The sequence below is a fragment of the uncultured Jannaschia sp. genome (assembly GCF_947494055.1).
Taxonomy (GTDB): domain Bacteria; phylum Pseudomonadota; class Alphaproteobacteria; order Rhodobacterales; family Rhodobacteraceae; genus Jannaschia.
This window is the reverse complement of record NZ_CANLTR010000021.1, coordinates 1-18,867: the sequence shown is the minus strand read 5'-3', so window position 1 is coordinate 18,867 and position 18,867 is coordinate 1. Positions and strand designations below refer to the sequence as shown.

17 protein-coding genes and 1 pseudogene are annotated in these 18,867 nt (G+C 69.3%); 6 read left to right on the top strand and 12 right to left on the bottom strand.

All coding sequences use genetic code 11. The annotated features are described in order from the left end of the window. Window positions 1–6: 6 nt before the first annotated feature. Entirely contained in the window at window positions 7–978 is a 972-nt protein-coding gene (locus tag Q1A87_RS15185) for a sugar-binding transcriptional regulator (protein ID WP_299652936.1), read from the bottom strand. Continuing rightward, complete coding sequence (locus Q1A87_RS15180) at window positions 975–1,622, bottom strand: HAD family hydrolase (protein WP_299652935.1); 648 nt, start codon at window positions 1,620–1,622, stop codon at window positions 975–977. Before Q1A87_RS15180 ends, Q1A87_RS15185 begins: the two co-directional genes overlap by 4 nt. 274 nt (window positions 1,623–1,896) lie before the next feature. Between Q1A87_RS15180 and Q1A87_RS15175 the strand changes: the two genes are divergently transcribed. Genes Q1A87_RS15175 through Q1A87_RS15165 form a run of 3 tightly spaced genes read left to right on the top strand, consistent with a single transcriptional unit; the run spans window position 1,897 to window position 4,240 of the window. Next, window positions 1,897–2,658 (top strand): hypothetical protein, encoded by a 762-nt coding sequence (locus Q1A87_RS15175; protein ID WP_299652933.1) that lies wholly within the window; start codon window positions 1,897–1,899, stop codon window positions 2,656–2,658. Then, the gene (locus Q1A87_RS15170; RefSeq protein ID WP_299652931.1) at window positions 2,655–3,047 is read left to right on the top strand and encodes a phage holin family protein; all 393 of its coding nucleotides are present in this window, start codon (window positions 2,655–2,657) and stop codon (window positions 3,045–3,047) included. The genes Q1A87_RS15175 and Q1A87_RS15170 overlap by 4 nt, the downstream gene beginning before the upstream one ends. Continuing rightward, window positions 3,047–4,240 carry a DUF3618 domain-containing protein gene (locus Q1A87_RS15165; protein ID WP_299652929.1) on the top strand — a complete coding sequence of 398 codons (1,194 nt, stop codon included), beginning with the start codon at window positions 3,047–3,049 and terminating at the stop codon, window positions 4,238–4,240. Before Q1A87_RS15170 ends, Q1A87_RS15165 begins: the two co-directional genes overlap by 1 nt. A gap of 123 nt (window positions 4,241–4,363) precedes the next feature. Here Q1A87_RS15165 and Q1A87_RS15160 read toward each other — a convergent pair whose 3' ends face one another. Next, window positions 4,364–4,855 (bottom strand): DUF892 family protein, encoded by a 492-nt coding sequence (locus tag Q1A87_RS15160; RefSeq protein ID WP_299652927.1) that lies wholly within the window; start codon window positions 4,853–4,855, stop codon window positions 4,364–4,366. A gap of 182 nt (window positions 4,856–5,037) precedes the next feature. On the opposite strand from Q1A87_RS15160, the gene Q1A87_RS15155 reads away from it, so the two are divergent. Further along, complete coding sequence (locus Q1A87_RS15155) at window positions 5,038–6,084, top strand: SDR family oxidoreductase (RefSeq protein ID WP_299652925.1); 1,047 nt, start codon at window positions 5,038–5,040, stop codon at window positions 6,082–6,084. Window positions 6,085–6,109: 25 nt separating this feature from the next. Here Q1A87_RS15155 and Q1A87_RS15150 read toward each other — a convergent pair whose 3' ends face one another. Both Q1A87_RS15150 and Q1A87_RS15145 read right to left on the bottom strand, forming a co-directional pair. Continuing rightward, window positions 6,110–7,645 (bottom strand): alpha-amylase family glycosyl hydrolase, encoded by a 1,536-nt coding sequence (locus Q1A87_RS15150; RefSeq protein ID WP_299652923.1) that lies wholly within the window; start codon window positions 7,643–7,645, stop codon window positions 6,110–6,112. A gap of 77 nt (window positions 7,646–7,722) precedes the next feature. After that, complete coding sequence (locus Q1A87_RS15145; RefSeq protein ID WP_299652921.1) at window positions 7,723–8,574, bottom strand: SDR family oxidoreductase; 852 nt, start codon at window positions 8,572–8,574, stop codon at window positions 7,723–7,725. A 246-nt stretch (window positions 8,575–8,820) separates the two neighbouring features. On the opposite strand from Q1A87_RS15145, the gene Q1A87_RS15140 reads away from it, so the two are divergent. After that, window positions 8,821–9,621 carry an SDR family oxidoreductase gene (locus Q1A87_RS15140; protein ID WP_299652918.1) on the top strand — a complete coding sequence of 267 codons (801 nt, stop codon included), beginning with the start codon at window positions 8,821–8,823 and terminating at the stop codon, window positions 9,619–9,621. 1 nt (window position 9,622) lies between these two features. Continuing rightward, a complete protein-coding gene (locus Q1A87_RS15135) occupies window positions 9,623–10,480 on the top strand; it encodes an alpha/beta hydrolase (RefSeq protein WP_299652916.1) in 858 nt (285 codons plus the stop codon). Here the strand turns inward: Q1A87_RS15135 and Q1A87_RS15130 are convergent. From Q1A87_RS15130 to Q1A87_RS15100, 7 genes and pseudogenes are all read right to left on the bottom strand, one after another. Beyond that, the gene (locus Q1A87_RS15130) at window positions 10,477–11,487 is read right to left on the bottom strand and encodes a calcium-binding protein (protein ID WP_299652914.1); all 1,011 of its coding nucleotides are present in this window, start codon (window positions 11,485–11,487) and stop codon (window positions 10,477–10,479) included. The genes Q1A87_RS15135 and Q1A87_RS15130 overlap by 4 nt on opposite strands. A gap of 126 nt (window positions 11,488–11,613) precedes the next feature. Continuing rightward, entirely contained in the window at window positions 11,614–12,495 is an 882-nt protein-coding gene (locus Q1A87_RS15125; RefSeq protein ID WP_299652912.1) for a cytochrome c, read from the bottom strand. After that, window positions 12,492–13,025 carry a cytochrome c gene (locus tag Q1A87_RS15120; protein WP_299652910.1) on the bottom strand — a complete coding sequence of 178 codons (534 nt, stop codon included), beginning with the start codon at window positions 13,023–13,025 and terminating at the stop codon, window positions 12,492–12,494. Before Q1A87_RS15120 ends, Q1A87_RS15125 begins: the two co-directional genes overlap by 4 nt. Before the next feature lie 51 nt (window positions 13,026–13,076). Beyond that, window positions 13,077–16,379 carry an error-prone DNA polymerase gene (locus Q1A87_RS15115; protein WP_299652908.1) on the bottom strand — a complete coding sequence of 1,101 codons (3,303 nt, stop codon included), beginning with the start codon at window positions 16,377–16,379 and terminating at the stop codon, window positions 13,077–13,079. Continuing rightward, the gene (locus Q1A87_RS15110; protein ID WP_299653024.1) at window positions 16,379–17,962 is read right to left on the bottom strand and encodes a DNA polymerase Y family protein; all 1,584 of its coding nucleotides are present in this window, start codon (window positions 17,960–17,962) and stop codon (window positions 16,379–16,381) included. Before Q1A87_RS15110 ends, Q1A87_RS15115 begins: the two co-directional genes overlap by 1 nt. Next, window positions 17,886–18,569: a hypothetical protein gene (locus Q1A87_RS15105; RefSeq protein WP_299652906.1), complete on the bottom strand. Its 684-nt coding sequence runs from the start codon at window positions 18,567–18,569 to the stop codon at window positions 17,886–17,888. Before Q1A87_RS15105 ends, Q1A87_RS15110 begins: the two co-directional genes overlap by 77 nt. 151 nt (window positions 18,570–18,720) lie before the next feature. Beyond that, window positions 18,721–18,867 (bottom strand): annotated as a pseudogene (locus tag Q1A87_RS15100) (IS5/IS1182 family transposase); the annotation flags it as partial.

Genomic DNA, 18,867 nt, shown 5'->3' with positions numbered 1-18,867 from the left:
GTTCTGTCAAGGGGGTGAACGAGCCGGCAGATCCGCGCCGTCATCCAGAACGCCGGCCGCCGTCGCTTCGTCCGTGATCAGTCCGTTGAGGAGCTGGCCGCGCAAGGCGCCACGGATTGCCGGCACCTTCGCGGCCCCCACGGCGATGCCGATGACCGGCCGGTCGCCCGCCGGTGCGAGCGGAGCGGAGGCCACGCGTTCGTTGTAGCCGCTGTCGAAGATGCGCCCGTCGCCGTCGAAGACCCAGCTCGTGATCTCGCCCACGGCCCCCTGCGCGCGCAGGGCCGTGACCTCGGCCTCGCTCATGAACCCGTCCACCTTGAGCGGCGCCATCTCGTCGATCTGGCCCACGCCCACGAAGGTCGCGTCCGCGCGCGCGCAAAGTTCGAGCGTGTTGCGCACCGGATCCTGCGCGTGGAGCACCGCCAGCTCGTCCTGCGTGCGGGCGAGCACGGGAAGCGGCATCGGGTAGTGGCGCGCGCCCACCCGCTCGGCCATGCGGATGACGACGTTGTAGGGCGTGGCGGACCCGTCCTGCATCATGTTGCCGAGTCGGCTGACGATGCGGTGCTGCGGACAGTTCATCGCCGCGAGGTGCTCGGTGCAGGCCCGCAGCGCCCGGCCGGTGCCGAGGGCGAGGATCTGCGGTGCGGACAGCTTCAGGAAGCGTTCCATCTCGACCGCGCCGACGATGGCGACGCCGGTCAGCAAACCGGGCGCGTCCGGATCCGAGGGTACGACCTCGCAACGCGAAAGCCCGTAGCGTTCGGTCAGGCGATGCGCCAGCTCCATGCATTGTGCGATCGGGTGGTCGAGCCGGACCTTCACCAGCCGCTCGCTCACCGCCATCGCCACGAGCCGCTGCGCCGATTGCCGGCTGACGCCGAGCTTGCGCGCGATCTCGTCCTGCCGGTTGCCGGCGACGTAATAGAGCCAGCCCGCGCGGGCGGCGTCGTCGAACCGGGTCTCGTCGCTCATGCCCCGATCACCGCGGGAAACCTGCGCCAGTCGTCGAAGCAGACGATGTCGGCCTCGTGTTTGAGCATCCGCCCCCGCAGATGCGCCCCGCCGGTGTAGCGCAGCGCGCGCATCCCCGCGGCGCGGGCGGCTTCGAGGCCGGGCAGGCTGTCCTCAACGACGAGACATCGGGCCGGATCCGCCCCCATCCGCGCCGCGGCGTGCAGGAACAGGTCCGGCGCCGGCTTGCCCCGCGCGACCTCGGAGGCGGTGAAGACATGCGGGAACCGGTCGGAGAGCCCGGTCACGCCGAGCGAATGTCGCACCCGCTCGGGCGACGACGAGGTCGCGACGCAGACCGGAAGATCGAGCAGGTCCAGCATCGACTCGACCCCCATCGTGGGCGCGAGCTCCGTCTCGAACCGGGCGAGCAGGCGGCGCCGGTACTGCATCTCGAACCCCTCCGGCAGGGGGTATCCTGATCGCGTCCGAAGCTCGGCGGCGACGGTCGGAAAGCTCCGCCCGACCATGCGCGTGCAGAAGACGTCGAAGTCGATCGTTACCCCGATCTCGGCCAGGGATTCGATCAGCACCTCCCCCGACAGTCCCTCGCTGTCGATGAGCACGCCGTCGCAGTCGAAAATCACGAGATCGAGGTCCAGCATCCTGTCGGGGCTACCCGCCGGCGGCTTTCCGGGCAAGCGCCACGCTTGCCGGGGCCGCGGGTTAAGGAAGGGAACAGAATTGTGAATGGACGCGTTGAGGTGCCGAAGTTGAGGCGCCGGCCAACCGCACAGGACCCGGCACCCCGCGGAACCTGAGAGGCCAGCATGCACAGCATCTTCTACATCATCGGCGTCGTCGTCGTGGTCCTTGCGGTGATCAGCTTCGTCAGCTGATCCGATCGGCCCGATCCAAGGCAATTTAGGAGACACAGTAATGAACACCGACAAATCCACCCCTACCCCGACGGCCACGCCGAAACCCGGCAACCCGTCGACGGCCGCCTCCACGGCGGCGAACCCCTCCACCGCTGCTACCGGCGCTGTCGCCGGCTCGACGGGCGGAACAACGGCCACCGGCGGAGCCACCACGGGCGGGAGCGCGACCACGTCGAACACGACCGCGACCGGCTCTGCATCAGGCTCGGAGAAGAACGCCGCCGACATGGCGAAGGAGACGAAGGACGCCGCGGAGAGCCGTGCGTCGCAGCTCGGCGACAAGGCCCGCGGCGAGGCGCACAAGCTCGCCGACCAGGCCCGGTCGGCCGCGGATTCCAAGGTCGAGGAGGCCCGCAGCTACGCGACATCCAACATCGAGCGCACGGCCGATCAGATCCGCAATGCCGGTCACGAATTCGGTGACGACAGCTATCAGGCACGCGCGGCGGATTACCTCGCCTCGAATTTGGGCTACGCGGCCGACGCGATCCGGGACAAGGATCTCGGCTCGCTTGCCGATGACGTGACCACCTTCGCCCGCCGCAATCCGGGCGTCTTCCTCGGCGGGGCCGCGCTTCTGGGCTTCGCGGTCGCGCGACTGCTCAAGGCGTCCGAACGCGACCAGTCCGGCTATCGCAGCGGGATGCCGCGTGATCGTTCGGACTATCGCCGCGACGATTACGATCCGCGCTTCGACGCGCCGACGCCCGGCGTTGCCGGCACCGCGTACGACCGCCCGGTCGGAGGTTACGGACGATGAACGAGGCCCCGGAAACGAAAGGAACGACGGGCCTGATCGGGGACGTGCTGTCGCATGTCTCAAATCTCGTCCGCAAGGAAGTGGACCTCGCCCGCGCCGAGGTATCCGAGAACGTCACCCGGGCCGGAGTCGCCGTCGGGATGCTGGCCGGCGCGCTGGTCGTGGCGCTCGTCGCGCTGAACGTGCTGGCCGCGGCGCTGGTCTCGGCGATTGCCGAGCTGGGGCTCGATGCGGGCTGGGCCGCTCTCATCGTGGGCGGCGCGCTGGCGATCATCGCCTTCGTCATGGTGTCGAAGGGCATCAGCGATCTGAAGCTGTCGAGCCTCGCCCCGAACCGCACGGTAAAGAACGTCAAGCGTGATGCCGTGGCCGTCAAGGAGACGATGTGATGTCTGACAAGTCCCCAGACGAGATCGAACGCGAGATCGAGGCCGAGCGTGGCGAACTCGCCCGCTCCCTCGACGCGTTGCAGAACCGCTTCTCGCCCGAGGCGATGGTCGAGACCGCTTCCGGCCTCTTCCGGGAGCATGGCGGCGCCTTCGCCGACGGCGCGGTCCGGCAAGCGAAGGCCAACCCGATCGCGCTTGCGCTGACGGGAGTTGGCCTCGCCTGGCTGATCGCGGGCCCGTCCCGGCCGACGGCCGGCACCTATGACCGATGGGGCGCGACGCACGACGTCGAGTCGTTCCGCGACACCTACGGTCGTCCCGACGAAGTCGGAACGGAAGACGAGACCGGCACCGCCATGCCTGGCGACCGCCTTCCGGCGTCGCGCACCCGGCTCGAGCCGGCGACGCATACGCCGAAGGTCGCCTATGACGACCGGGCGTACGAGCCGGTGCATGGCTTCCGCCGTGGCCCGGACGAGATGGGCGGGTTCGACGACCGGTTGGCCCGTGCCACGGGCGACCGCCACGACCCCACGTTTCGCGACCGTATCACCGGTGCCGCACGTTCGGCGCGGGACAGCCTGAGTTCCGCCGGCAGACGGATCGGCGGGGCCGTCCCGTCCCTCGGCGGCGGCCGCGACCACCCCTCATACATGCGCGATTACGACGACAGCTCCGAACAGAGCTTCATCGATCGCCTAAAGGAAGGAACCGAACACATGACCGACGCCGCACGAGACCGTGTCATCGCCGCGCGACAGGCGGCCTACAACGCACAGCGGAACCTGGACCAACACGCCCGTGCGTATGCCTCGCAGGGCCGCGACGCGTATGGTGAGCATCCGCTGGTCGGTGGCCTTCTCGCCTTCGGGCTGGGCGCCGCGATCGGCGCCGCGCTGCCGCGCACGCGTCAGGAAGACGCCTACGTGGGCTCCTACCGCGACCGTGCGCTGGAAGAGGCCGAGCGCATCTATCACGCCGAGGTCGACAAGCTGCAGGAAGTCGCGCGGGCCGCGGCCGAGGAGGCCAAGGCCGTCGCGTCCGAGACGCTGAGCAACGCCAAGGAAGGCACGCCCACCGGCGAAGAGGCGGTGGACCGGGCCGAGGGCGCCGCGAAATCGGCCGCCGCTCGCGTGAAGGACGCGGCCGAGGACGAGGCCGAGAAGCAGAACCTCGGCAGCAGCGTTAGCTGACTTTCCAGATAAACAGACGGGAAAGCGCGGTCCGATCGGGCCGCGCTTTTCGTTTGCGCGGTTCACTGAACGAAAAAAGGCGGCCCCGCCGGGGCCGCCCTTCGCATTGCTGATGCCGGTCTGTCAGGCCACGGCGTCCGCGTTGATGCCGCTCGTGGCGAGACGCGTCATGTGGTCGTCGCCGTCATAGGTGTTCGACAGATGCGTATCGAGGCGCGCGGCTTCCTCATCGAGGCCGAGCCGCGTGGCGAACGCCTTGACGCAGCCGTAGCCGGCGATCGCGTAATGCGCCATGCGCTGGTACTGCGTGATGATCATCACGTCGCGCACCGCATCGTCGCCGAACTCCTCCTCCAGCGCATGGGACCGCGCCTCCTTCACGAGGCCTTCCATGCCCTTGCAATGCTCGCCCTTCGGGTCGGCGCCGTGGCCCTTGATCAAGGCTTCGAGCATCTGCAAGCCGTCGGAGATGCCCTTGTGGCCGGAATGGAGCGCCTTCTTCAGCTCCGGATCGGTCGCGGCTTCCTCGAGCTCGACGGTCACGTCGCGCGACTGGGTGCAGGCCGAGTAGATGTCCTGCAACTGGTCGATATAGAGGTCCTTCAGGGTGTCCATCGTGTTTCCTTCCCGTTTGTGGGGTTCCTGCCAGCAAACGTCCCGGGTCGTCCCTTCGTTCCTGTGCGGCGCTCCGGCGCAAGCCGGGAACTGAGCGGTGCGGCGAAAACGTTGACCAACGATCCCGGCCGGCAGATCGCGAACGGCGGTATGTCGCGTCCCGGCATGGAACGGAGACCATCATGCACAATCCCCCTATCGCCGTCGTCACCGGCGGATCGGCCGGCATCGGCCGCGCGACCGTCGACGCCCTGCTAAATCGCGGCTACCGCGTGGCCGTCCTCGCCCGCGGCACGAAACGGCTGGAGACGCTGTCGCGCATCATGGGCGACCGTGTCTGGACCCGATCGGTGGACGTGAGCGACGGCGCCGCGCTCGAGCGGGCCGGCGACGCGATCGTCGCGGAACTCGGCGTGCCGGATGTCTGGGTGAACAACGCGATGCTCACCAGCCTTTCGCCCTTCGCCAAGGTCGACGAGGCCGAGTTTCGCAAGATCACCGACACGACTTATATCGGCACGGTGAACGGCTGCCGGACGGCGCTGCGGATCATGGCACGCGGGAACATCGTCAATGTCGGCTCCGGCCTCGCCTATACCTCGGTCCCGAACCAGGCCGCCTATTGCGGCGCCAAGCACGCCATCGAGGGCTTCACCCAGTCGCTGCGCATCGAGCTCGCCCAGGCCCGGCGCCCGATCACGCTGTCGATGGTCCAGCTTCCGGCGCTCAACACGCCGCAATTCGACTGGTCTCGCAACCGGATGGACCGCAAGCAACAACCGGCCCCGCCGATCTTCCAGCCGGAGGTCGCGGCCGAAGGCGTGTTGCGGGCGATCGACAGCGATGCGCGCGAGGTGCTGGTCGGCCGGTCCGTCCTGCAACTGATGGTCGCGAACATGCTCCTCCCCGGAGCGGTGGAGCGCAAGCTGACGAAGATCGGCACCGACATCCAGACGTCGGAGCGGCCGGACCTGCCGCAACTCGACAATCTCGACAGCCCCGTGGAGGACTATCCCAGCGCGTCGCACGGCCCCTACGACGACCGTGCCTCGTCCCGTGGAATCGTGGTCGACGGCGATGTCGCGCGCAAGGTCTTCGCCCTGGGGAGCGCCGCCGCGCTTCTGGCGGCCGGCGTGCTCCTCGGCCGGGCCACGGCACCCGGACGGATGCCGCGGCGCCTCGACCGATTGCGCGCCACACCGGCCCATCTGCGCCCCGCAGGGTTCTGAAGCACCACCGGACCGGGCCGGTCGCTCATTCGAGCCAGACCGCCCCGGTCCGCGCCGGCAACGTCGTTCCCGCCATCGGACCGGAGGCGAAGTCCGGCTCGCCCCCGGCCTCGACCCCGTCCCGTCCGAAGTTCAGCACCACCCGTCCGCCCTCGTAGTCGAGCCGGATCACGTCGCCGTCCCGCGACCAGTCTTCGAGCACCATCTTCGGCATCCGCCGGCGCCGGAACGAGATCACCCTGCGGTAGAAGGCAAGGGTGGAATCCGCGCCGATGCTCTGCACCGCCACGGATACGCCCATCGGCCAGTCCATCGGCAGCCACGGCCGGGCCGTCGAGAACCCGCGGTCGTTGCTTTCCGTCCAGGGGATCGGCACGCGCGCGCCTTCCCGCCCCGGCCCGTCGGGCCAGTAGAGAAGGTCGAGGGGGTCCGTCACCGCGGCCCGCGGCAGGTGAGGCTGCGTCAGGCCCAGTTCCTCCCCCTGGTAGAGGATGACCGGACCCGGCGACATCACCAGCATGAAGGCCAGGAAGCGTGCATCGTGGTCCGACCCGTCCCCGGCCTTGCCGACATGGCGCGGCTGGTCGTGCGAGGACAGCCACCAGCCGAGGCGGTGGGGATCGCGCGCGCGACGCAGGATGTCCGCATAGGCCTCGGCCGACGCGGCGTTCTCCGGCAAATCCGTGGTATAGGCGGCGTCGAGCCGGTTCGGCTCCGTCAGCCCGCAGGCCAGCTCGACGGAGTTGTTCCCGGACGTCACCTCGCCCAGCAGGTAGGCGTCGGTTCCGGCCCAGTCCCGGATCTTCTCGACATAGGCGAGGCCGTCGCCGGGCAGGATGTCGTGGACGTGATCCTGGTAGGTGAAGGGAACGAAGGTCTCGCCAGCGACCTTCGCCTGCACCTCCGGCGTGGCGGGCGGATTGTCCTCGAGCGACGGGTCCCACAGGAACGACGTCACCGCGTCGATCCGGAACCCGTCCACCCCGCGCTCGCGCCAGAACGCCATGATCCGCCGCAGCTCGCCCTGCACGTTCTCGTTTCGCAGGTCCAGGCTGGGCTGCGCGGAGGTGAAGTTGTGGAAGTAGTACTGACGGCGCCGATGCGACCATGTCCAGGCCGGCTGTCCGAACTGCGACAGCCAGTTGTTCGGCGCCGTCCCGTCGGGCTTCGGGTCCGCCCAGAGATAGTAGGCTTCGTAATGCGGATCGCGCATCAGCGCGCGGCGGAACCAGGCATGTTCGGCGGATGTGTGATTGAAGACCTGGTCGACGATCACCTTCAGGTTCATGTCGTGCGCCCTTTGCACCAGCCGCTCGAAATCCGCGAGCGTGCCGAGGGCGGGATGCACATCCGTGTGGTCGAGGATGTCGTAACCCCCGTCGGTCATCGGCGAAGGATAGAACGGCGACAGCCAGATCGCGTCGACGTTCAGCGCCGCGACATGGCCGAGATTGCGGGAAATGCCGTTCAGGTCGCCAAGACCGTCACCTGTGCTGTCGGCGAAGGAGCGGGGATAGATCTGGTAGATGACGGGCGCGTCGGGCCAGCGGTTCGAGGACAAGGGGCGGCTCCTGACGTCGGATCGAGCAGAAGGCGCCCCACATGGAGCGCCTCGCTCGGTACGTTATAGGACCGTCATCAGGCGCCGACCACCTTGCCCCCGTTCGGATGGAGGGTCTGACCGGTGAAGTAGCTGCCGTCCGAGGAGGCGAGGAACAGGAAGGCGGTGGCCACCTCCCAAGGTTGCCCCGCGCGGCCCATCGGCGTACCGGAGCCGAAACCCTCCACGTCCTCGGCGGGCATCGTGCCCGGGATGAACGGCGTCCAGATCGGGCCGGGCGCCACCGCATTCACGCGGATGCCCTTCTCGACGAGGTTGCTCGACATCGACCGGGTGAACGCCAGCGAGGCGCCGCGCGTAGTCGAGTAGGTGATGAGCGAACCCATCCCCGCGAAGGCGTTCACCGAAGACGTGTTCACGATCGCCGCGCCGTCCTTGAGATGCGGCAACGCCGCCTGAGTGGTGAACATGTAGGACTTCACATTGGATGCGAGCATCCGATCGATCAGTTCTTCGTCGAGATTGGCGAAATCCTCGTCGATGAATTGCTGCGCGGCGTTGTTGATCAGAATGTCGAGCTGCCCGAAGGCCTCGACCGTGTCCGCCACCGCCGTCTCGCAATGCGCCTTCTGCCCGAGGTCGCCACGGATCAGCAGGCATTCGCTGCCCTCGGCTTCCACAAGCCGCTTCGTCTCCTCGGCGTCCCGGTCCTCCTCGAGATAGGCGATCGCCACTTTCGCGCCCTCGCGCGCGAAGAGGACCGAGACGGCGCGGCCGATGCCGCTGTCGCCGCCGGTGATCAGCGCGACCTTGCCCATCAGCTTGCCCGAGCCGGGATGGCGCGGCGTGTAGTCCGGGGCGGGATCCATCTCGTGCTCGTCGGCCGGCATGCTGTCCTGATGCTGGGCCGGAATCGTTGGTGCGTTCATTGCGACCTCCTCGTAGTATTCAGAATCCCGGTTGGAACACGGTGCGCTCCGCCTTGTTCCAGGCTGCGTCCCGGGGTCGCGAGCATCTGTCGCGGACAAATGATTCCCGCCTTGGGGCATGGGTGACGCACTAGCGTTGACGTTACGGACGGTGCGGTAGTTGGCCACGCCCCCGCGGTCTGGCCGGAACCGATGCCGTTACGCGAACGATAGGCCCGGACCCTTTCGACGAAACGGAGACCATCGATGGACCTCGACATAAACGGCCGCACGGCCGTCATTTCCGGTGCGGCCGGCGACATGGCGCTGGAGACCGCGAAGATACTGCAGGGCGACGGTTGCAACCTCGTCCTCACCGACATCGACGCCGACGAGCTGGCGGAGGTCGCGTTCAAGCTGGGCGACGGCGTGGTGACGGTCGTCGCGGATCTGAGCGACCAGGCCGGGGCCGACGAGGTCGCGCAGGCAGTCGAGGACGCCGGGTGGAACGCCGACATCCTCATCCACGCCGCGGGTGTCACGGGCGCCAAGGGTGATCCGCTCGACGACATCACCGAAGACGACTGGATGCATGCCTGGAACACCGACTTCATGTCCGCCGTGCGGATGTCCAAGGCCTTCATCCCCGGCATGAATGCGCGCGGCTGGGGCCGGGTGGTCTTCGTTGTCTCCGAGAACGTGGCGCAGCCCTATCCCGACGAAGTCGTCTACAACGCCTCGAAATCCGCGCTCCTGAGCTTTTCCAAGGGCATGAGCCAGGTCTACGCGCAGAAGGGCACGCTGATAAATTGCGTCGCGCCCGCCTTCATCAAGACGGACATGACCGACGGCATGATGGAGAAGCGGTCCGAGAAGCTCGGCGTTTCCTTCGACGAGGCCATCGAGTCCTTCCTCGAGGAAGAGCGCCCGCACCTGTCGCTCAAGCGCCGCGGCCGACCCGAGGAAGTGGCCTTCGTGATCGCCTGCCTGTGCTCGGAGCGGGCCAGCTTCGTCAACGGCTCGAACTGGCGCGTGGACGGCGGCGCGGTGCAGTCGATGAACCTCTGAGGTGCCGTTTCACGGGGACGTCACGCGCGACGACCTGCTCGCGCGCATCGCGGCGCATCCGCTGGGCGACACACCCGCGGTAATGCGGCCGGCGTTCCGAGAGCTGATGCTCGGACGGGACTCGGTCGCGCCCGGATCACGGCACGACCGGCCACGGCGCCCGGGCGGGCCGCGCGTGGTCTGGTTCCACGGGGGCGGCTACGTCTTCGGGTCGCCCGCGACGCACGCGCGCATCGCGACCTATCTGACCGACCGGCACGGGTTCGACGTCACCTTGCCCGCCTACCGCCTCGCGCCGGAGAATTCGTGGCCGGCGCAACTCGACGACGCGTTGGCCGCTATCGCCCACGATAGCGACGTCATACTCGCGGGCGACAGCGCGGGCGGCCATCTCGCGCTGGTGACGGCGCTGCATCTCGCCCGCGCCGGGCGACCGCCGCGGGGCCTGCTCCTGTTCTCGCCCAACACGGACCGGACGGGCCGAAGCGCCACCCGAACGGAGATGGCAGCCGACGATCCGATGGTCGACGACGCGGGCGACCGCGCGCTGGCCGAGATGTGCTTCGGCGCGCGACCGCCGTCGGACCCGGACGTCTCGCCCCTGCTGGCGGATCTGACGGGATTGCCACCGACCTGGATCGAGGTCGGCACGCCCGAGGTCCTGCTCGACGATTCACGTCTGTTGCATGCGCGCGCCGCCGCCGCGGGCGTCGACGCGCATCTGACGGTAACGCCCGGGATGCTTCACATGGGACAGATCTGGGCGCCCTGGTGGGCGCCGGCCCGCGCCTCGCTCGACCGCGCGGCCGCTTTCGCGACCGGCATCTGGAGACGGACCGGCGCGGCGGCGGAGCTCTAGAAGATCACGCTGTTCCAGAACGCGACCTCGGTCACCTTTTCATCGAACAGGACCGTCAGGCGAAAGCCATCCTCCCCGGCCGTGAAGGAATGACCGTCGAAATCCATCTTCACGCCGTCGGCGGCCCAATCATCGCGGAGGTCGAGGCCCTTTTTCCCCGTGGCCTTGGCCGTTCCATCACCCTCGAGAACCGTGATGAAGTCCTGCGACGGGTCGTAGCCCTTGATGACATTGTCGAAGATAACGGTATCGTCGTCGGGCGGGCCGAACACGAATTCGTCCGCGCCGCCTCCGCCGAAGGACACGTCGCGTCCGGAACCCAGATAGATGACGTCGTTTCCGCCGCCCCCTTTCACGACGTCGTCGCCGTCACCGCCCGTCAGGGCGTCGTTCCCGGCACCGCCAAGGAGCCGGTCGTCGCCGTCCTCACCCGCCAACTCGTCGTCCTGCGTACCGCCCGCCAGCCTGTCGTTCCCCGTGCCGCCGAGAAGCGTGTCTTTTCCGGAACCGCCCCGCAGCTTGTCGTTGCCTGCGCCGCCGCAGAGGTGATCGTTCCCCTTGTCTCCCGACAGCCAGTCGTGTCCGGCCTCGCCGTAGAGGGAATCGTTCCCAGTGCCGCCCGATAGGCGGTCGCCGCCGTCGCCCCCGAGGAGGACATCGTCGCCGCCGTGGCCCTTCAACCGGTCGCGGTCGCTGCCGCCCTCCAGCCGATCGTTCCCCAATCCGCCGCTCAGATCGTCGCGTCCGGAATTGCCCCGCAGGAAATCGGCCTGCGCTCCGCCTTCGAGAGAATCGTCGCCCGAGCCGCCGGCAATCGTGTCCCGGCCACCGGCGCCCTTCAGCACGTCGTTGCCTCCACCCCCGGCAATCCGGTCGTTCGCGCCCTTGCCGACGATGCGATCGTCGCCGTCGGTCTTCCGCGCGGCGGCGGCGGGCAGGCCGGACATCGCGGCGAAGTCGAGATCGAACGGTCGGGCGAAGAATTCGAACGGAGTCGGAATTGCCATGGGAATCTCCAAGTAGGCATCAATACGCATCCGGCCGGGCGAAGCCGAACGGACGTGCTTGCTTAGCCAGCAAACCCTGACAGTTTCCTAAGCCTCCGAATGCGACAGGACCGGACCTTCGGGCGCCTAGCGCCCTTCCATCAAGTAGGTCGCAATGGCGCGGCGGTCCTCCTCGGTCAGGAACGTCGTGCCGCCCGCGACGACTTCGGCCATCGCGCCGCCGAAGGTATCACCGTCCGGCATCATTCCGCTTGCGAGTGCGTCGGTGATCGCGTCGACGTCCCAGCCATCCTCGGCCAGCGCCGCCGGCAGGATCGCCGGGGCCCGCTCGCCGCCGGGAAGGTCGTCGCTGCCGGCGAAATGCCGGGACTCGATCAGACCGCCCACGAAGTTCCGGTCGGTGTGGCAAGCCGCGCAATGCGACGCGCCCTCGGCGAGTTCCTTCCCGCGGTTCCAGGCCTCGGACCGGCCCTCGACCGGGGCCACGTCCGGCGCGTGCTCGAACGCGGCGCGCCAGAGCTTCAGCCCCCAGCGCTGATCGAACGGAAAGCCCACCTCATGCGGCGGGGCGGGCTCCGCCACGGCGGGCACGGAGCCGAGCGCGGCGTGCAGATCGGCGATCTGCTGGTCGGTGAAGGCGGCGTAGAAGGCGCTCGGGAAGGCCGGGTAGTAGGGATGGCCTTGGGGTGAGATGCCCTGCCGCACGGCCTTGGCAAATTGCGCGACGGACCAGTCACCGATCCCCGCTTCCGGGTCGGGCGAGATGTTGGGCGGATGGAACGTGCCGAAATCGGTCACAAGCGGCGCGCCGCCGCCGAGGACCTCGCCCCCCTCCCGCGAGTGGCAGGAGATGCAGCCCGCCGCCCGCGCCAGATAGGCGCCGTCACGGACATTCCCTTCGAGCGCGATCTCCGGTTCGTCGTGCCCGATGGGCCAGAGGATGATCGCGACCAGCCCGATCAGGCCGGCCACGACCAGCACCCCCGCGATGGCGAGGAGCCGTCTCAATCGTCGTCGACGCGGAAGTTCTGGTGGCAAGTCCCGCAGGTCTTGCCGATCTCGCCGTAGATCGCATCGGCCGAGGCGGTCTCGATGTCGAACGCGTCCTCCGCCGGAGCCGTGCCGAGAAGCGCGCCGACATCGGCCTCGCCACCCTCGTCTGCGGCGCCGAGCCCGGCATCGGCGGCCGCGTCGAGCGCCATGGCATATTCGTGAAGCTGGTTCGCGAGGGCCGTGAATTCCTCGTGCCGGTCCCAGATCTCGGGCTTCGCCTCGCTATCGGCCACGTCGATGCTGCCTTCGGGGAACCAGTTCACCAGCGTCTCGCCGGAATGGGACGCGATGGTCTGCGCCCCTTCGTGGACCGCGGCGGGGTCGTAATCCACCTCGCCCTTCATGATCGGACCCATCGTCTTCATGGCGGAGCCCATATCCTTCATGCCCTGCTGCCGCTCCTTCACGAGGGCCTCGAAATCCTGCGCGAGGGCCATCGTCGCGGTCAGGGCCGCGACGGTGCCGGCGATAGCCATGAGTCTCATCTGGTTCTCCCTTGGTTGCCGGGACGATGATGCACGTCACGGGCCATGCTTCTAGTGAAAATCTCGTGACTTCGGGATTGCGCTGACATCGCGCGGATGTCGGCTCGCATGGGCGGGCAGCGGATGCCGGACGTGATCGCCCCGCGCCACGTCGGCCGTGAGCTCGTCGGTGGAGAGCCGCTGGAGCGCGTCGTTGCGGTCCACGATCTCGTGCGCGACGACATGGATCACCGCGTCGTCGAACTGCACATGGCCATGCACCGCCATCAGGCGCGCCGACATGATCGCCTTGCGGGCCCTGGCGAAGAGGTCGGGCCAGATCACGACGTTGATGACCCCGCTCTCGTCCTCCAGCGTGACGAAGCAGACGCCCTTGGCGCTGCCGGGCTTCTGGCGGATCAGGACGAGCCCTGCGACCGAGCATCGCTCGTTGAACCGCAGCGACCGCAATCGATCGGACCGGACATAGCCCGACTTCCGCATGCCGCCGCGCATGAAGGCGATCGGATGCGCCTTCAGCGACAGCCGCGCGGTCTGGTAGTCGGCCACGACATGCTCCCGCATCGGCATGACGGGCAGCAGGTGCTCGGGCTCCGCGCCCACGTCCGGCGCGTCGCCGTGGGCGAAGAGCGGCAGGTCCGGCCCGGACCGGATCGCCTTCGCGTCCCAGAGCGCCTGCCGCCGGTCCTGCCCGGCGGAGCGGAAGGCGTCGGCGGCGGCCAGCGTCTCGATCGCGCGCTTCGAGAGTCCGGTGCGCCGGCGCAGATCCTCCACCCCCGCGAAGGGCGCGTCGCGCACGGCCACCAGCCGCGCCAGTTCCGCCTGCCGGAGTCCCGAAAGCTGCCGGAACCCCAGGCGCAGCGCCAATCCTGCGCCTATGGGCTCCAGCGTGCAGTCCCAGTCGCTGAAGTTCACGTCCACCGGCAGGACGGTCACGCCCGACCGCCGCGCCATCTCGACGATCTGCGCCGGAGCGTAGAAGCCCATCGGCTGCGAGTTCAGCAGCGCGCAGGCGAAGACGTCCGGCCGGTGACACTTGAGCCAGCTCGACACGTAGACCAGATGCGCGAAGCTGGCCGCGTGGCTCTCGGGGAAGCCGTATTCGCCGAACCCCTCGATCTGGCTGAAGCAGCGGGCGGCGAACTCCGCGTCGTAGCCGCGCGCGATCATGTTGCCGACCATCTTCTCCTTGTGGGCGCTGACCAGACCTTTGGAACGGAACGTGGCCATCGCCTTGCGGAGCTGGTTCGCCTCCGCCGGCGTGAACCGGGCGGCGACGAGCGCGATCTTCATCGCCTGCTCCTGGAAGATCGGCACGCCCAGCGTCCGGACGAGGATGTTCTTGAGCTCGTCGGGCTCCCCGTGCTCGGGCGCGGGCTGCGGGTAGTGGATCACCTCGCCCGAGCGGCGGCGCTTCAGGTAGGGATGCACCATGTCGCCCTGGATCGGGCCGGGGCGGACGATGGCGACCTGGATCACAAGGTCGTAGAACTCCCTGGGCTTCAGCTTCGGCAGCATCGCCATCTGCGCCCGGCTCTCCACCTGGAAGACGCCGAGCGAGTCGCCCCGTTGCAGCATCGCGTAGGTCTCCGCATCCTCGGGCGGGACCGTGGCCAGCGACATTTCCTCCCCCAGATGCGCGCGGGCGAGGTCGAAGCACTTGCGGATGCAGGTCAGCATGCCCAGCGCCAGCACGTCGATCTTGAGGATGCGCAGCGTGTCGATGTCGTCCTTGTCCCATTCGATGAAGCTGCGCTCCGGCATCGCGCCGTTGCCGATGGGCACGGTGCGCGTCAGCGGATGCTCGGTCAGGATGAACCCGCCGACATGCTGACCCAGATGTCGCGGCATCCCGATGAGCTGATCGGTCAGGAGGATCGCCCGGCGGATCGCGGGATCGTGGAGGTTCACGCCCGTATCCTCGAGATGCATGTCGTCCGTGGAGCTGCCCCAGGAACCCCAGACGGTGCGTGCCATCGCCGCCGTCACGTCCTCGGTCAGGCCCAGCACCTTGCCCACCTCGCGGATCGCCATGCGGGGGCGGTAGTGGATCACGGTGGCGCAGAGGCCGGCATGGGCGCGGCCGTAGCGGTCGTAGATGTGCTGGATGATCTCCTCGCGCCGCTCGTGCTCGAAATCGACGTCGATGTCGGGCGGCTCCCGTCGCTCGTCGTTGAGGAACCGCTCGAACAGGAGGTCGTGCTTGGAGGGGTCGACCGAGGTGATCTCGAGGCAGAAGCACACCGCCGAGTTCGCCGCCGAACCGCGTCCCTGGCAAAGGATGCCGCGCCCGCGCGCCTCGGCCACGATCTCCTGGATGGTGATGAAGTAGCGCGCGATGTCATGGCGCCGGATCAGGTCGAGCTCCTTCTCCACCGCGTCGCGGACCTTCTGCGGCACTCCCTCCGGGTAGCGCCGCCGCGCCCCGGCCTCGGTCAGGATGCGCAGGTGTTCGTCGGGCGACCGACCGGCGGGCACGTCGTCCTGCGGGTATTCGTAGCGCAGCTCCCGGAGCGAGAAGCGGAGCCGTTCCGCGATGGCCAGGCTCTCGGCGATCGCCCGCGGCCAGCGCGCGAAGAGGCGCACCATCTCCGCGGGCGACTTCAGGTGCCGCTCGGCATTGGCGTGGAGCCGGAAGCCGGCCTCGGCGAGCTTCGTCTTCTCGCGGATGCAGGTCATCACGTCCTGCAGCGGCCGACGCTCGGGGGTGTGATAATGCACGTCGTTCGTCGCCACGATGCGCAGGCCGTGGTGCCGCGCCAGCCGGTCCAGCCGCTCGATCCGCGCGTGGTCGTCGCCGCGGTAGAGATGCGCCGCCGCGACGTGGGTGAGCGACGGCAGGCGGCGGACGAGGCCGGGCAGCCGCGCGGCGAAGGCGTCCAGGTCGTCGGGCGGCATCGCGATCAGCACCAGCCCCGCCTGGTGCGCCGCGAGGTCGGCCAGCGTCAGGTCGCAGCGCCCCTTCTCCTGCCAGGCCCCGTCCGGCGTGGACATCCGCCCCTTGGAGATCAGCGCGCAGAGATTGCCGTAGGCGTCGCGGTCGGTCGGGTAGGCCAGGATCTCGGTCCCGTCAACGAGCACGATCCGCGTGCCGATCAGCGGCCGCATCTTCGTCGTCTCGGCCTCGGTGTGCAGCCGCACCACCCCCGCCATCGAGTTGCGATCGGCGATGCCCAGCGCATGGTAGCCCAGCTCCCAGGCCTGCAGCACGAGGTCGACCGGCTCCGACGCGCCGTGCAGGAACGAGAAACAGGTCGTCAGGCCCAGCTCGACGAAGGGCGCGGGCGGGTTCGCGGCGAAGTCGTCGTGGCGCGCCAGCGTCCGCTTGTCGGGGGTGAGCGGCTGGTCCGGCATCAGGCGAAGAGGCCGTGCAGGAACCAGTCCGGCTCGCCCCCGCGCCCGTCGCCGGCGATCCCCTCGCGGTAGAGCCAGTAGCGCGCGCCCTCCTCGACCTCGACCTTGTAGTAGTCGCGAAGCCGCGTGCCCGGTTTCGCCCGCCACCATTCCGGCGCGATCCGCTCCGGCCCCTGATGGCGGCGGATCAGGTAGGGCTTGCGGCGCCAGCGGAACCGCACGGGCGGGCCCTCGGGCACGGCGTAGAGCACCTCGATCCGCTCCGGCGCGCGCAGCAGGCGGACGGGCCGCTCCCGCCCCGGCGCGACGAGGCCGCCGCCGCCGAGCCCCCCGGGGGCGAGCGCGTCGGCGCGCCGGCCGTCCAGCCCGCCGCCCAGTCCGTCCAGCGCCGGCCGCCAGCCCTCGGCACGCTCCGGCAGGTGGCTTTCCCCGGGGTCGGGCAGTTCCACCGCGCCCGGGCCCAGCCGCGCTGTCAGGCGGTCGACCAGCGTGGCCAGCGCCACGTCGCTGTCGATCCCCCCGTCGAGCCGGACCTGCGCGGCGGCGAGCCGCTCCGGACGCAGCCCCTCGAGGCTCAGCGTATCGAAGCCGAAGCCCGCGTCGAGGCTCTCGAAATGCCGCGCCAGAAGCCGCCGCAGATGCGCCGGATCGCGGTTGGCCTGCGCGCAGCCGATCTCGAAGCGCACGGCGATCCCGTCGGTGCGGTAAAGCTCCAGCCGCAGCCCGCGCAGCCCTTGCCCCGCTTCGGCCAGCGCGTCGCAGAGCATTCCCAGCGGCTCGTCCAGGAGCGGCTGCGGGTCCATCACCGGCTCCACCAGCCGCCGCACGATGCGGAAGCGCAAGGGGGGCGCGGGGCTGACCACCGGCTCGGGCGCGTCGCCCAGCATCTGGTCCAGACGCCGCAGCGGCGTCATCAGCGCGCGCCCGTCGCGGCCGAAACGCCGCTCCAGCGTGGCACGCGGCACCAGCATCAGGTCGCCCACCCGCTTCAGCCCCAGCCGGTGCAGCGTCGTCAGCGTCGCCCCGTCGAGGCGCAGCGCCGAGACCGGCAGCATCGCCATCCGCACCCGCAGCGCGCGAGCACCGCAGATCTCCTCGCGGTCGCCGTGCCGTGCCAGCGCCCAGGCCGCGCCGTGGGTCGGCGCCGCCGCCACGCGCGCGACCTGCCCCAGACCGGACAGACGCGCGGCGATGTTGGCCAGCATCGCCGCCTCTCCGCCCCAGAGATGATCCGAGCCGGTCGTGTCGAGCACCAGCCCGTCCGCCCCGTCGCCCGCCGACCACGGGCACCAGCGGCGCGACCAGAGGATCAGGCGGTGCAGCGCCTTCGCATCCCCGGCGAGATCGGCGGGCACGACCTGCAGCTCGGGACAGATCGCGCGCAGGTCCACGACGCGCATGCCCCGCGCCGCGCCGTTCGCCTGCGCGGCGGCATTGGCGGCGTGGATCACCGGTCCGTGGGGGCCGTCCTGCGCGAGGACGAGGGGGGCGTCCGGGTCGGGCCCGTCAGGCGCGTCCTCCGCCTCCCACGGCGCGGGGGGCGTCGGCGGGCGCGTGGCCTGCGCCCGCTCCCACCGCGCCATCGGAAAGCGCGGCAGCCAGATCGACACGATGCGCCGCCCGGTCATGGCCGGCCACCCAGATCCCCGGCGCCTGCCGCCGCGACCGGAACAGCTCCGCCATCCAGCGCGCCTCGCCCGGCGCGCGGGCATCGAGCGAGTTCGCCTCCGACGCGGCGGAGACCAGCCGCCAGCGCTCGGGCGCGACCGAGAGATCCGCCGCCGCGTCCTGCCGCAGGAGCCAGACCGGCACGCCGGACCGCGCCGCGCGGAGCGCGAGCCGCTTGGTGGCAGTGAAGTCGAGCGCCTTGGGGTTGCCCCAGACCTCGCCCACGACGGCGGACAGCGCGGCACATTCCAGTCCCTCCTCCATCGCCCAAAGCGCATCGGCCGCGCCGCGCGCGCCGACCCGCAGGATGGGCATTCCGAGTCCCGTTGCGGCGATTCCCCGCAGGCAGGGCAGGCCCGCCTCCTGCGTGGCGCGGTGATCCTGCACCCAGAGGATCGGCCCGTCCCGCCGCCCGGCGCCGGCAAGCCGTGCCTCGATCTGCGCCATCACGAAGCCCGTTCCCGCCCCGTCCCGCGTGGTCGAGAAGGCTTCGGCAAAAGGGGGCAGGTCAGGGTCCGACATGGGGCGGGAACACCGGGGAATCGATTTATGTTCCCCTATTGTTCTCCCTTCGCGTCTCGCTTGTCGAGTCCCTTGACGGGGCCTCGTGTGTACAGACGGCCTTGTTGCGTAAAGACGCTGAAGGCCGAGTTCCCCCTTTCCCCCGTGGATGTCAGCCGATGGGCCGCGTGACGGGGATGCCGAGGGCGGTGTAGCGGTTGAGGATGGCGATGCGGACCTGGAGTTCGGCTGTCTGACGATCGAAATCTCGGGCCATGAGCTTTTGACCGAGCAGCTTCATGCAGTTCATCCACTGGCC